The organism is Dawidia soli, assembly GCF_018598185.1.
GTDB classification, from domain to species: domain Bacteria; phylum Bacteroidota; class Bacteroidia; order Cytophagales; family Cyclobacteriaceae; genus Ohtaekwangia; species Ohtaekwangia soli.
Genome location: NZ_JAHESC010000015.1, coordinates 57,631 through 70,728, shown reverse-complemented (window position 1 = coordinate 70,728; position 13,098 = coordinate 57,631). Strand labels below are relative to the sequence as shown.

General features: G+C 56.3%; 9 protein-coding genes. 2 read left to right on the top strand and 7 right to left on the bottom strand.

Annotated features, from left to right (window positions below; genetic code table 11):
* Positions 1-19: 19 nt before the first annotated feature.
* From KK078_RS12025 to KK078_RS12015, 3 genes are all read right to left on the bottom strand, one after another.
* Positions 20-787, bottom strand: a complete 768-nt coding sequence (locus KK078_RS12025; protein WP_254090524.1) for a YdcF family protein — start codon at positions 785-787, stop codon at positions 20-22.
* A gap of 15 nt (positions 788-802) precedes the next feature.
* Positions 803-3,862, bottom strand: coding sequence for an ATP-binding cassette domain-containing protein (locus tag KK078_RS12020; protein WP_254090523.1), 3,060 nt, complete (start codon positions 3,860-3,862; stop codon positions 803-805).
* 104 nt (positions 3,863-3,966) lie between these two features.
* The gene (locus KK078_RS12015) at positions 3,967-4,854 is read right to left on the bottom strand and encodes a hypothetical protein (RefSeq protein WP_254090522.1); all 888 of its coding nucleotides are present in this window, start codon (positions 4,852-4,854) and stop codon (positions 3,967-3,969) included.
* Positions 4,855-4,996: 142 nt separating this feature from the next.
* Between KK078_RS12015 and KK078_RS12010 the strand changes: the two genes are divergently transcribed.
* Entirely contained in the window at positions 4,997-5,401 is a 405-nt protein-coding gene (locus KK078_RS12010) for a response regulator (RefSeq protein ID WP_254090521.1), read from the top strand.
* 11 nt (positions 5,402-5,412) lie between these two features.
* Here the strand turns inward: KK078_RS12010 and KK078_RS12005 are convergent, their stop codons facing one another.
* Genes KK078_RS12005 through KK078_RS11990 form a run of 4 tightly spaced genes read right to left on the bottom strand, consistent with a single transcriptional unit; the run spans position 5,413 to position 10,019 of the window.
* On the bottom strand, positions 5,413-6,174 hold the full coding sequence (locus KK078_RS12005; protein WP_254090520.1) for a LytR/AlgR family response regulator transcription factor: 762 nt from the start codon (positions 6,172-6,174) through the stop codon (positions 5,413-5,415).
* Positions 6,171-7,184 (bottom strand): sensor histidine kinase, encoded by a 1,014-nt coding sequence (locus KK078_RS12000; protein ID WP_254090519.1) that lies wholly within the window; start codon positions 7,182-7,184, stop codon positions 6,171-6,173. Before KK078_RS12000 ends, KK078_RS12005 begins: the two co-directional genes overlap by 4 nt.
* The gene (locus KK078_RS11995; RefSeq protein WP_254090518.1) at positions 7,181-7,831 is read right to left on the bottom strand and encodes a tetratricopeptide repeat protein; all 651 of its coding nucleotides are present in this window, start codon (positions 7,829-7,831) and stop codon (positions 7,181-7,183) included. The genes KK078_RS12000 and KK078_RS11995 overlap by 4 nt, the downstream gene beginning before the upstream one ends.
* A 28-nt stretch (positions 7,832-7,859) precedes the next feature.
* On the bottom strand, positions 7,860-10,019 hold the full coding sequence (locus KK078_RS11990; protein ID WP_254090517.1) for a TonB-dependent receptor: 2,160 nt from the start codon (positions 10,017-10,019) through the stop codon (positions 7,860-7,862).
* Positions 10,020-10,285: 266 nt separating this feature from the next.
* Here KK078_RS11990 and leuS point away from each other — a divergent pair, with 266 nt between their 5' ends.
* Positions 10,286-13,096 carry a leucine--tRNA ligase gene (gene leuS / locus KK078_RS11985; RefSeq protein WP_254090516.1) on the top strand — a complete coding sequence of 937 codons (2,811 nt, stop codon included), beginning with the start codon at positions 10,286-10,288 and terminating at the stop codon, positions 13,094-13,096.
* The last annotated feature ends 2 nt before the right edge of the window (positions 13,097-13,098 follow it).

Here is a 13,098-nt window from a genome sequence, read left to right as displayed (position 1 = left end):
ACGCCTCAATAGGGCGCCCCTATACATACCCCGCGGCCTTATATGCCGCCAGGCCCACCCACTCTTTAAAGAGCTTGTGCCAGATTATGAGCGCTTCGAGCTTGGGCAGCAGGTAAGCATCCAGGTAATATTTTTCGGGATGCGAATAGAAGTCTGTGGAGAACGGCTCCAACGCTAGGCCTACCTTGCGGTAGCACGCCAGCGAGCGGCGCATGTGAAAGGCCGACGTGATCAGCAGGCAGTCTTCCGGGCGGTACTGCAGGGAGTCGAGCAATTTGACAACCTCCTGGGCCGACTCCGCCGTGTTACGGGTTTCGTTCTCGATCAGGATATCGGCCGAATCCACCCCCATCAGCATCATCGCTTTCCTGAACTTATTGGCTTCCGGCTCCTCTTCGTGCAGCAACATACCGCTGCCTCCGCTGATCAGGATCTTTTTGATCAGTTTCAACTTATACAACTGCACGGTATGGGTTACGCGGTCTGCACCGCGCTGAAAGTATACCCGGTCGTTGGGGGTGCGAAAGGGAATGGTCGCCCCGGTCAGCACAATGCCGAGCTCGTGCGGGCGCATTTCGACATAGGGCACGGTTTCAATCTCCCAGGCGTGCATGGCTTCGTTTGCCAGGAAACTGTTGCAGAACAGGTATAACAGCCCAATGCCCGTCCACAACGAGATCTTTTTCCACCGGGCGTTGCGCAGCACCAAGGCCAGCACCAACAGCATAAAGACGATGGTCAACGGCATGACCAGGTAGCTCAGGGTCTTGGACAGAATGAAGAACATAGCCGGCTGATAATATTACGGTTTCTTATACAAAGGATTCGACAGGTTGCCCAGCCCTTCGATGATGCGGCGCAGCACGTCGAAGTACAGCGTCAGCGCCAATACCAAACTCATGGACCAGACTACACCCATGTTAAAATACAAGGTATCAATGTTCCGGCCGAGGAAGTGTTTCGCCGGCATGTAAAATTGTGCATCAAAGTCGATCTTATGCGCGGGATCCGGATCTTTGTAGATCGGGAAGATCTTCTGCACCAGCTTACCCTCCACGGCTACGATGCGGTGGCCTTCTGAAATGTTCTTCACCAGGTCGGTAATGGCATCGTTGTGATACGCTTCGCGGAAGGCGCTGAACGCGGCGTCCTTCGCCGGCGTGTCGGTATACTGCTTGACGAGCTGCTCGCGTTTGCCGTCGGCCAGGTTGTAGCGTTTTATATAGTAGTGCTTGCGGGCGTCGATAAAGCGCGATACCTCGGCGTAGGTGGCCGAGTCGAACTTACCCACCGCCAGGCCCGCTGCCGCCCGAAGCGTCTGTCCGGCCACAGCCAGTTCCTTATCGATCTCGTGGCGGATCAACGCCAGGTCGGACGTCAGACGGGCGCGTACCGCTTCGTCTTTCGATCCGAAGTTGTTAAGCGCATACTGCAGCCGTGTTTCCAGCTCCGGCAGGTAATACACCTTTTTATAGTCAGCCGCCGCCATGACCTTGTCGTACAGAAAGAATTCTTGCTCGAACGCGTTGTCTTTAAACTGCGTGACCATGGCCGCCTCAAAGGCCCAACGGGAGGCCATCAGGTCTCCGACGAACGGCACGCCGGCCGTGTTGCCGATAGTGGGATTGAGCTTGTCGAATTTTACCACCACCCCGCTCAGGATCAACTGCGGTATGAGCAACAGCGGAATAAGGATATAGATCGTCACGGCCGAATTGAAACCCGAAGAGATATTCAACCCCAGCAGGTTGGCAAAGCAAGACGTGGTAAAGAGGATCAGCCAGTGATTGAGGAACATGCCCTTGATCTCCAGGATATAGTTCCCTACCAGCACGAACATACAGGTCTGGATGGCCGACAGCATAAACAGGATCGAGATCTTCGAAAGGATATAGCTGCTGCGGCTCAGGTGCAGAAAGGCTTCGCGCTTCAGGATCTTGCGGTCGCGGATGATCTCTTCCGCGCTCACCGTGAGGCCCATGAACAGCGCCACGATCACACTCATAAAGAGGTACGCCGGGATGTTCAGGTTCTTGCCGAATACATAGCCGGCCAGGGAGGTATCGTCGAGATTATAATACCGAACGATGAACGCGAGGATGAACGCCAGCAACGGTGCTTCCAGCAGGTTGATGACGAGGTACTGCGTATTGTGCAGTTTGGCTTGCAGGTCGCGCAAGGAGAACAGGTGTGTCTGTTTCAGCCGCGTCGGGATGTTCAACGTCGAGTGCGGTACTTCGCGGGAAGTCTCGACGGTAAAGGGCCGGTAGTTCTGTTTGAAAACGGTGTTCCACTGTTCGGCGGTGATCTTGCGCTCGTTGGTGAAATGCCCGTAGTCGTTGATGACCTTCGTTTCGATAATATTGAAGATCTGCTCGGGGTTTACGTTACCGCACGAATGGCACTCGCCTTCGTCGCTGTTGACCAGACTGATGCTGCGTTTGAAATATACCACGGCGTCCACCGGGTTGCCGTAATAGATCTGGTAGCCGCCGGTGTCGAGTATCAGCAGTTTGTCGAACATCTTGAAGATGTCGGACGAGGGCTGGTGGATCACCGCAAATACCAGCTTGCCTTTGAGCGAAAGCTCCTTGAGCAGGTCGATGATGTTTTCGGAATCACGCGACGACAGTCCGCTGGTCGGCTCGTCGCAGAAGAGTACGGCCGGCTCGCGCAACAGCTCCAGGCCGATGTTCAGGCGCTTGCGCTGGCCTCCGCTGATGGTCTTGTGCAACGGCGAGCCTACCTTCAGGTCTTTGGTTTGCTCGAGGCCCAGGTCTTCGAGCACCCGCAGCACCAGCGCGTCGATCTCCGCTTCGGGCTTGGTGCTAAAGCACAGCTTAGCGGCATAGTACAGGTTTTGGTATACGGTCAGGTCTTCGATCAGCAGGTCGTCCTGCGGCACGAAGCCGATCACACCTTCCACCTGTTGCGGCGCGCGGTGTATATCGATGCCGTTGATCAGTACCTGCCCCCCCGAAGGTTTTTCCGAACCGTTGAGCACGTGCAGCAACGTGGACTTGCCCGCGCCGCTGGCGCCCATCAGGGCTACCAGGTTGCCGGACTCTTCGCTGACGTTCACCTCGCGCAACCCCAGGCGGCCGTTCCTGAATTTATAGGTCAGGGCCTTACCCTCGAACGACAGCCGCGGGTAATCGCTGAATTTCTTGAAGCGGTTCAGCAGGTCGCCATAATATACCGGCTCGTCTTTGTCCCATCGCAGCATGCTGCCGACGGCGAGCACGGCGATCTTGCCGCTTTTAACGGGCACACCGTTGAGGTATACGTCGGTCTGGCCGAGGTAGCGTATGAAGTAGATCTCGACCTGCTCGATGTATACAACCGCCACGAACCCGTTGAGCGCCGGGCGGTATAGGTGATGTGCCTGCCGGAAGGAGCCCTGCGTGGAAGCATCGATCACCAGGATGTGATCGTGGTCCAGCTGGCGCGATTCGTTGCCCAGCACAAAAGTCTTGATGGCATCGACCGACGCGGGCGATACTTTAAAGGCCGTGCCGATCGCTTGTACCAGCTCTTCTTCGCGTGCCGAAATGGCACCGTCCGCCTGCACGATGTTGATGAGCTCCAGCAGGATCACCACCTTCTGTTTTTGAGTGAGCTCGGCGCTCACCTCGGTGCACAATGCCTGTACGCGCTGCAGGGTGGCCTGTAGGTCACCCGTTTGGGCCGGCATGGCCTGAACGTATTCATCGAACAACGCCAGGTACCGGGCTACGGCCGCGCGGCTGACGTGGTCTTCTATAAATGTGCGGATGTGCTCCCGCTCCTGGTGCGTAACATCGTCTTCTTTGGCTACAACGGCAAACAGCCGGAGAATGGCTTTCAGTAAAGGTTCGCTCATACACTTACGTTCGGTACGCGAAGATAGTTAAAGATGTGCTGCAAAGAGAAGAGGACTGGTGTCGGCCAGTCCTCTTTGTATTCATTACGCTATGTGTACCAAGCTTATTCGGTGACGTTCTTTCTGAGCTTTTCTACGATCGAGGTAATTTCTACCAGGTTCTTGTCAGACAGGATCAGGTCACCGCGGTTCTCTTTGATCTGCTCCTCGATGTTCAGGGCTGCATAGGCCTTTTCGAGGGCGGTCAGGTCCGCTACCATGGTCGTTACGGGCTCTGTTTGCTCTACGGTCTGGAGCATCTTCAGCAGCTCGCCGACGGATTTCTTTTGTTCCAGCACCACGCGGGTAAGTGGGGTCAGGACCTGTACACGCTGGTCGGTGGGCAGCAGGTTCTTGGGATAGGTCTTGATCAGGCCGGTAGAGATGTGCAGGCCTTCGATAAAGCTACCCGCTACGATCAACGACGAAAGTTTATTGCGGCTGTCGTCTTTCAGGAAGATTTCGGTCTTTTTGATAGACTTATCCAGCAGGTGTGTCAGGGAATCTTTGTTCGAGATGTTGGCTTCGAACTTCTTCAGGATCTCGGTATCGAAAGAACCGATAATGCCCAGGTTGTCGGCCAGTGTCTTGCAGGCGCCCAGGTAATCGATCGCTTCCTGGGTTTTGTCATACGACGTCAGGTAACCGATATCTGCGGCATATACCCCCAGGTTGAGGGCTGCTTTGTCGGTGCGGGCAGCGTACTGATCTACCTTGGTGCGCGGATTCAGCAGCGACTCGTTAAATTCTGCGCCGGTAGCCTGGAGCAGGTAGGGAATTTCAGAAGGAGAAGGTATATTGTAGACTACTTCTTCAATCTGCTCTTTCAGGCTGTCTTCCGAAGCCGTAAACTCGTCAGCATTCTTATTTTTATCGGAAGAACCACCGCAGGATGCCAGCGTGACCGCCAACGCCCCGCTCAAACAGAAGAAAATCAGTCGTTTTAATTTCATACACAGAAGCTTAGGTTTTTAGAGTTTCAAGTTTAATACATTTTTCAATCCTTTAAAACGGACCGATTACAAATTCGGGGGATTTTTTCCGCCTTCGGTTACTTTTTTGTAAGTTTAGTGATGCACCCTCGAAAAAGATGTTATGGCAAGACTTGTTGATAAAACAGTGTTGATCGATGACAGTGACATAGACCTGTTCATCCAACGTAGATTTCTGGAAGTTTACAATTTCTCCAATCAACTCGTACTTTATAAATCGGCCGACGATGCCCTCGACTGGCTGCGCGGCCTGACCGAGGACACGGCGCCTGACATCATCTTCCTGGACCTGAACATGCCCGAAACCGACGGTTTTGCCTTCCTGAAGACGTTTTCCGACCTTCCCCAGGCGGTTCGCTCCAAGTCCAGGATCGTTGTTCTGACAAGCTCCAACAACCTGAAAGACCGCGAAGAGGCCTTCTCGTACGACAATGTCATCCAGTTCATTACCAAGCCCCTCAAGCAAAAGGACATTGAAGAGCTGAAAATGCTGATCGTGAAAGCCTGACAGTCACCTTACTAACGGTCCAGCCAGTCCTTGAACTCTTGTACGCGTTCCCGGGCCACGATAATATCGTTATCCTGCGATCCCTTTAATACCAGCCGCAGCCGGCTATTGGTATAGCTGATAATGTCCTGAATGGCGGGCGCCGCCACCAGGTATTTCCGGCTGATGCGAAAGAACCGCGCCGGATCCAACAGTTCCTCTACCTGCTCCAACGTGTAGTCCAGGATGTGGCTGCGGTTGTCTGTCGTGCAGCAGAAGGTGGTTTTGTCCTGGCTATAGAAATAAAGAATGGTGTCTACCTCCACCGTGCGCAGGTGCTCTCCTACCTTGATCACAAACCGCGTCTTGTGCTTTTTGGTCAGCCCCTGAATGGTCTGTGAGAGATTGGCCAGCATGTGGCGTGTATCCGGTTCGCTCCGGGTCAGGCCCCGGAACTTGGTCAACGCCGCCCCCAGCTCGTCTTTGTCTACCGGCTTGAGAATATAGTCGATGCTATTGACCTTAAAGGCTTTTAATGCGTACGCGTCGTAGGCGGTGGTAAAGATCACCGGCGACTTGACGGACACCTGGTCGAAGATCATAAAGCTGATGCCGTCCGCCAGCTGGATGTCCATAAAGATCAGATCCGGTGGCGGGTTGTCGGTCAGCCAGGCCACCGCGCGTTTGACCGTATCGATCTTGTCCAGTACCGCGGCCGTGGGTTCGAGGCCTTTTACAAGGGTTTCCAGTCGTTGGGCGGCCTGCGGCTCGTCTTCAATGATCAATACCGTCATGCGTTTACCGGGATGATGGGAAGCTTTACTATAAATTTATCGTTTTGAATGACCTCCACGGGCAGTTTGCTCAGAAATTCGTAGCGATGACGGATGTTTTCCAGGCCCAGCCCCGTGGACTCTTCGGGCAAGACCATTTTTTGCTGGAAGTTGTTTTCCACCACCAGGTACGCGTCTTCCGCATATACCCGGATCGTGAGGGGATTTTCTTCGGAGACCACGTTGTGTTTCATGGCGTTCTCAAAGAGCATCTGCAACACCAACGGAGGGACCATACTCTGCACACCCTGCAACCGTATGTCTACAGCCAGCTTATGGCCAAAGCGCATCTGCTGCAGGTACAGAAAGGCATGGAGGAATTTCTCCTCCTCCTCCAGCGTGACAACCTCCTGGTTATGGGTGTCGAGCACATACCGGTAGACCTCGGCCAGGTGCTTGATAAACTTGACGGCCTTGTCCTGGTCTTCATACACCAGGTTGGACAACACATTCAGCGTATTGAACAAAAAGTGCGGGTTGACCTGGCTCTTCAGGTTTTCATACCGCGCCTCGATGTTTTCCTTTTGCAGCCGCTCGGCGTCGATCGCCGCCTGGCGCCAGCCGAGCAAAAACGCCCGCCCGTGCATGACCAGCGAGATGACCAGCGTAAAGGCTATGGTGTAGAGGGCACTGTTCCCGAATTTGATATCGAACGTCAGGAAGTAAAACGCATTGAGCAGGTACATCACCAGCGTCGTATAGGCTATCGTTACCAGTACGCCGGCCACGACGCGCCGCACCGGGTATTTGAACCACGACAGCTTCAGCGACACGGCGTCTGCCAGGTATGAATTTCCTTTGAACAGCAGGATCCAGGAGAGTCCGGTGAAAGACGCCGTGATCCAGAACCGCTGTGTGTGGATGTCGCACGCGCGGCAGCTCAGGCCGGTATACGTCATCAGGAATCCGACCACGAGCAGGATCGCCATGTCGCGTAACTCAGAGAGTATGATCTTTCGGGTCAGCTTCATTCTTTGCAGGCGCCCTGCAGTTTCTCTGCCAGGGACTGGCCCCACTGGGGTGCCAGCGGACTTACCGCCCGGAAGGTAGCAAACTTTTCCATAGCGGCACGCGCGGTGGCGCACGCCTCGGTGGTAGGCGAGCCAAAGAATTGGGCCATGCCATACTGCATCTGCGCCTGCAATGCCAGCGCCCGTGGGTTTTCGGGGTTCAACGCCACGGCACGGCCAAACGTCTGCGAAGCCAGGGCCGCGTACTTCTGACCGCGGGCCGCGGGATCGATGCTCAGGCGCATCATATAGATGAAGCCTTCCAGCGCCACCACCTCCGACTCCTGCGGCACCAGGGCGGTGGCCTGCGCCAGCGCTTTCTCCGCCTGGTCGAGGTAGCGGTCTTTTTGAAGCTTGTCCTGCTCGTGGTTCATCATCATCACACAACCGAACGCGGCGTAGTAGTGCGGCTCCCAGCGGGTCTTTTCGGCCGCGCCGATCCGCTCAAAGGCGTTCACGGCATTTTGCAGCGACGGCACCGTATCGACGGTATACACCGTGTGGATGTGCGGCTGCATGGCCGACGTATAACGATCGCCCTGGGCGATGGTGGAAAGGCTGATGCCGCTCAGCAGCAGTACGAGGAGTGAAAGACGTAGATGTTTCATATTCGTGATAGATTAAAAGGTGTATTCATTAAAGCGTCGGTAGCTGATTGACCAATCTGTCTTTCGACAGCGTGAGGAAGATGCCGACGAACAAAAAGCGCGGCGCGGCCTGACGTACGGGGCGGCTGTTGTAGAGACCGTCCGTGCCGGGGGTATCGCTATAGGTATAGCCAAAGATATTGTCGCGGCCCAGCACGTTGGTGCACGAGAGGTATACGATCAGGTAAGGCTTGGGCAGGTAGCTCCAGTTCAGGCTCAGGTCGCTGTAGTACGGCGTGCGCCCGTTGTTGAACGACGCCTGGTTAGGGTTGTCATACGGGCGGCCGCTGGTATACGAATACGTCGTACCCACCTGGCTTTTTAAGGGCTCGATGAAATATTTCACCACCAGCGAAGCGTTGTGCCGGGAGGCAAACGCGGGCATAGACGACGCCGGGTAGTTCAGGTAGTTGCGCCGTGTGTCGAGATACGAGTATGACACCCAATAGTCCACGCCCCGCACCGTTTCATTGTCGCGCCAGAAGAGCTCCACGCCTTGCGCATAGCCATGTCCGGTATTGTTTAACAGGATCGGCTCGTCCGCGGTGCCGGTATACTTTACCAGGTCGCGATAGCGCTTGTAGTACGTTTCCACGCGCAAGGTACGGCCGCCGGTAATGCGCTGGTAGTTCAGGATGTAGTGCTCGGCCTTCTCGGCCTCCAGGTCGGATTGCAGGCGCACCCAGGTGTTATTGGCTGTCTGCCGGAAGATGCCATACGCGAGGGACACCTGACCCACCTTGCCCGTTTTATAGGCCATGGATACGCGCGGGTCGACGGAAGTCTTGTCGGTCAGCGTATTATACTCTCCCCGTACACCGGCGCGTGTTACAAAACGGTTGCTGGTATACACGTCGGCTTCGGCAAATACGGCCGCGCAGGTTTCATCAAACGCCCGGACGCCGGTGGGCATGTCCGCTGTGCGAATGTCCTGGCGATAGTGGCGTTGCAGCACTTCCGCGCCGGTCTTCAACTCGATCTTGTCGGTAAGCGTGCCTTCGAACACCGTTTTGGCATGTATACCTTCCTCCGTCTCCAGCGTAGCGGTGGTGCCGGTGTGCGCGTCGTTCCGCTGATAGGTATAGGCGGCCCCGCCCCGCACTGTCCAGCGTTCGCTCAGCACGTCTTTGTAGAACCCATTGATATAGCGGTAGTCGTTTTGCAGCGCGTAGGCTACACGGCTGGCGGGGTTGTCGATGTCGTGCTGGTATAACGAGAAGTCGGTGCGGCTCATGTTGCCGTATACTTTTACCATACCGGTCTTACCGACCTGGTGACGGAAGGCGCCGACCCCTTCCCACGATGCGGGCGGTGTTTTCCAGTCGATCTCCTGGTTTATCAGTCCGAAGTAAGGACGGATGTTGGTGTATTGCAGCTTGCCCGCGATGGAGCCGCGCTCCCACGCCTGCGTGTGCGCAACGTCGCCACCCACCGACAACAACCCGATGTCTGTACGCGTCATCTCGGCCTTGTCGCGCGAGTCCAGCACCAGGGCGGAAGACAATGCCTGGCCGTATTCGGCAGAATACCCCCCGGTGCTAAAGCTGGTGCCTTTGAACATGAACGGTAGAAAGCGTCCGCGCGAAGGCGTGTTGGGCGCGGCCGGGCCATAGGCATCCAACACCAACATGCCGTCGATGAATGTTTTGGTTTCGTTACCGTCGCCGCCGCGTACGAACAGGCGGCCGCTCTCGCCTACCTTTTGGGTGCCCGGCAGCGTGTTCAGCGCGCCGGCAATGTCGGCCGTCGCGCCGGCGGTGGTGGCAATGTCGATCGCCTTGAGCACCGTGCGGCGCGACTCGTCACTGGCCATGAACGAGCCCGCGGTGATTTCCACGGCGTCCAGCTCGTTGATGGCCTCCTCCAGCGTGGCCTGTATCACGAGGGGCTTGCCGCCCAGTATAACCGCCTGCTCAAAATCTTTATATCCCACAAATCGGATGACCAGCTTTTGTGTGCCCGTCTCGAATGTTTCGAAGGCGAACATGCCCGCATTGTCGGTGGTGGCACCGTCGTAGGTGTCTGCCAGGATCACATTGGCCAGGGGTATGCCGTTGCCTTGCCGGTCGGTCACACGGCCGGTAAGCCTGGTCTGTGCAAGGGCGGACGAGAGCGTGATAAGCAGCAGGACGGTGTAGAATAGTCGCATGGTAGTTTCGGGATAAGGACCGTGGGTATTGGATTATTTGATTTATGATCCAAAAATTCACGTTTGCGACCACCGGCTCAAAAAAGGGTTACCGAACTGTCGGACCGGCGCGACCAACTGTAAAATGCCGGCCCCGGGCTTTCTCCTGCCCGGCGGGGAAAGCTGCCGGCGCCTGCTATCCTATGCCGGCATTCCCCGCGCGTAGGCCCTTACAGTACCAGGAATTCGTTTATTTTTGCCGTTCGTTATCAATAGAATCTTCAAAAATGGCCGATTACAGCAAAGACGAGATCAAACGCATCGAGCAGAAATGGCAGGAGACGTGGGCAAAAACCGGGGCCTACAAGGTCACGAACGACACTTCCAAGCCTAAATATTATGTGCTGGACATGTTTCCCTACCCTTCGGGCGCAGGGCTGCACGTAGGGCACCCGCTCGGCTACATCGCTTCGGACATCGTTGCGCGCTATAAGCGCATCCAGGGCTTCAACGTATTGCACCCGATGGGCTTTGACGCTTTCGGGCTTCCGGCCGAACAATATGCCATTCAGACCGGCCAGCACCCGGCCGTCACGACCGCCAGGAACATCGAGACCTATAAACGCCAGCTGCGCCAGATCGGCTTCTCCTACGACTGGGATCGCGAGGTACAAACGTCCGACCCGGCATATTACCGATGGACGCAGTGGATCTTCATGCAGCTGTTCAACAGCTGGTATAATAAAAAATCCCGCACGGTGCATGGCCAACCGGCACCCGACGGCGCCGCTGAGCCGATCGAGACCCTGATCGCCGCGTTTGAAAAGCAGGGCAACCAGGGCATCGAAGCCGTATGCGACGATAACGCGCAGCCCTTTACCGCCTCTCAGTGGCAGGCATGGAACGCTGCCGAGAAGGAGAACATCCTGCAGCAATATCGCATCGCCTACCTGAGCGAGACCATGGTGAACTGGTGCGCGGCGCTGGGCACGGTGTTGTCGAACGACGAGATCAAAGACGGCGTGTCCGAACGCGGGGGCTACCCGGTGGAGCGCATCAAAATGATGCAGTGGAGCATGCGGATCACCGCCTATGCCGAGCGCCTGCTGAAAGGGCTGGACACGATCGACTGGCCCGAGCCCGTGCGCGAAATGCAACGCAACTGGATCGGTAAGTCGACCGGCTGCGAGCTCGATTTCCAGGTGGACGGCACAGACGATTCTATCCGCGTCTTTACCACGCGCATCGATACGATCTACGGCGTGACCTTCATGGTCATTGCGCCCGAGCATGAGCTGGTGGAGAAGATCACCACGCCCGGGCAGCGCGACGAGGTGAGCAAATATGTAGAGGTGGCCAGGAACCGCAGCGAGCGCGACCGCATGAGCGAGGTGAAGCGCATCACCGGTGCTTTTACCGGGGCGTATGTCGTCAATCCGTTCAACCAGGCCAAGGTGCCGGTGTGGATCGCCGACTATGTGCTGGCGGGCTATGGCACGGGCGCCGTCATGGCAGTGCCGTCTAGCGACACACGCGACTATGCTTTTGCCAAACACTTCAACCTTCCCGTCGTCGACGTACTGGAAGGCCCTACCAGCGATATCACCAAAGACAACTTCGAGCCCAAGTCGGGCACGATGATCAACTCCGATTTTCTGAACGGCCTGCCGTGGAATAAAGCGATCGAGAAGGCCCTGCAGAAAGTGGAGACGCTGGGCATCGGCGTACGCAAGGTCAACTTCCGCATGCGCGATGCGATCTTCGGTCGTCAGCGGTATTGGGGCGAGCCGTTCCCGGTATATTTCGAAAACGGCGTCCCCAAGCTGGTCGACACCAACGACCTGCCGGTGACCTTGCCCGAGATCGACGCCTATAAACCGACAGAGACGGGCGAGCCGCCCCTGGGCCGCGCGAAGGACTGGAACTACAAAGGCTTTTCCTACGAGCTGACCACCATGCCCGGTTGGGCCGGCTCCAGCTGGTACTGGTTCCGGTATATGGATCCGCAGAACAGCCAGGCTTTTGCGGGCAAGGAAGCCATCGATTACTGGCAGGATGTAGACCTGTATATGGGCGGATCCGAGCACGCCACGGGTCACTTACTGTACTCGCGCTTCTGGTGCAAGGTGCTGAAAGATCTGGGGCATGTGAAATCGGAAGAGCCCTTCCGCAAGCTGATCAACCAGGGCCACATTCAGGGTGTTTCCAAGCTGGCGTATCGGATCAACGGCACCAATAAATTTGTGTCGTATAACCTGCGCAAGCAATATGAGGTCACCCCGCTGCACGTTGACGTGACCTTTGTCGACGGCGATGTGCTGGACGTTGAGAAGTTCAAGAACTGGCGCGATGATTTGAAAGACATCGAGCTGATCCTCGAGAATGGCAAGTACATCTGCGGTTCTGAAGTCGACAAGATGTCGAAGCGTTATTACAACGTGGTGAACCCCGACGATATCGTCAGCGGCTACGGCGCCGACACGCTGCGCATGTACGAAATGTTCCTCGGCCCGCTGGAGCTGTCAAAGCCGTGGAACACGGCCGGCATCGACGGGGTGTATAAATTCCTGCGCCGTTTCTGGAACCTCTTCCACGACAACCAGAGCAACTTCGTGGTGAGTAACGACGAGCCTACCCGCGACGAGTGGAAGGTCGTGCACAAGACGCTGAAGAAAGTAGCCGAAGACATCGAGCGTTTCTCGTTCAACACGTCGGTGAGCGAGTTTATGATCTGCAGCAACGAGCTGAGCACGCTGAAGTGTAACAAGCGCGCCGCGCTGGAGCCACTGGTCATTGCGTTGTCACCGTTCGCCCCGCACATCACCGAAGAGCTGTGGAGCAAGCTGGGCCACGCCGAGTCGATCCTCCAGGCTGCATACCCGAAGGTGGACGAGCAGTACCTCACCGAAAGCTCGTTCGAATATCCCATTTCGATCAACGGCAAAGTGCGGGCAAAGATGAACTTCGCGTTGGACATGCCGACGGCCGACATGGAGAAGGTCGTGCTGGCCGAGGAAGCGGTACTGAAATGGACAGAGGGAAAGGCGCCGAAAAAGGTCATCATCGTGCCGGGTCGGATCGTGAACATCGTGGTGTAAAA

Excerpts from the sequence above, each read along its gene's own strand:
- KK078_RS11995 (WP_254090518.1), bottom strand. The coding sequence starts at position 7,831 with ATGAAACATCTACGTCTTTCACTCCTCGTACTGCTGCTGAGCGGCATC.
- KK078_RS12020 (WP_254090523.1), bottom strand. The coding sequence starts at position 3,862 with ATGAGCGAACCTTTACTGAAAGCCATTCTCCGGCTGTTTGCCGTTGTA.
- KK078_RS12005 (WP_254090520.1), bottom strand. The coding sequence starts at position 6,174 with ATGACGGTATTGATCATTGAAGACGAGCCGCAGGCCGCCCAACGACTG.
- KK078_RS12010 (WP_254090521.1), top strand. The coding sequence starts at position 4,997 with ATGGCAAGACTTGTTGATAAAACAGTGTTGATCGATGACAGTGACATA.
- KK078_RS12025 (WP_254090524.1), bottom strand. The coding sequence starts at position 787 with ATGTTCTTCATTCTGTCCAAGACCCTGAGCTACCTGGTCATGCCGTTG.
- leuS (WP_254090516.1), top strand. The coding sequence starts at position 10,286 with ATGGCCGATTACAGCAAAGACGAGATCAAACGCATCGAGCAGAAATGG.
- KK078_RS12015 (WP_254090522.1), bottom strand. The coding sequence starts at position 4,854 with ATGAAATTAAAACGACTGATTTTCTTCTGTTTGAGCGGGGCGTTGGCG.
- KK078_RS11990 (WP_254090517.1), bottom strand. The coding sequence starts at position 10,019 with ATGCGACTATTCTACACCGTCCTGCTGCTTATCACGCTCTCGTCCGCC.
- KK078_RS12000 (WP_254090519.1), bottom strand. The coding sequence starts at position 7,184 with ATGAAGCTGACCCGAAAGATCATACTCTCTGAGTTACGCGACATGGCG.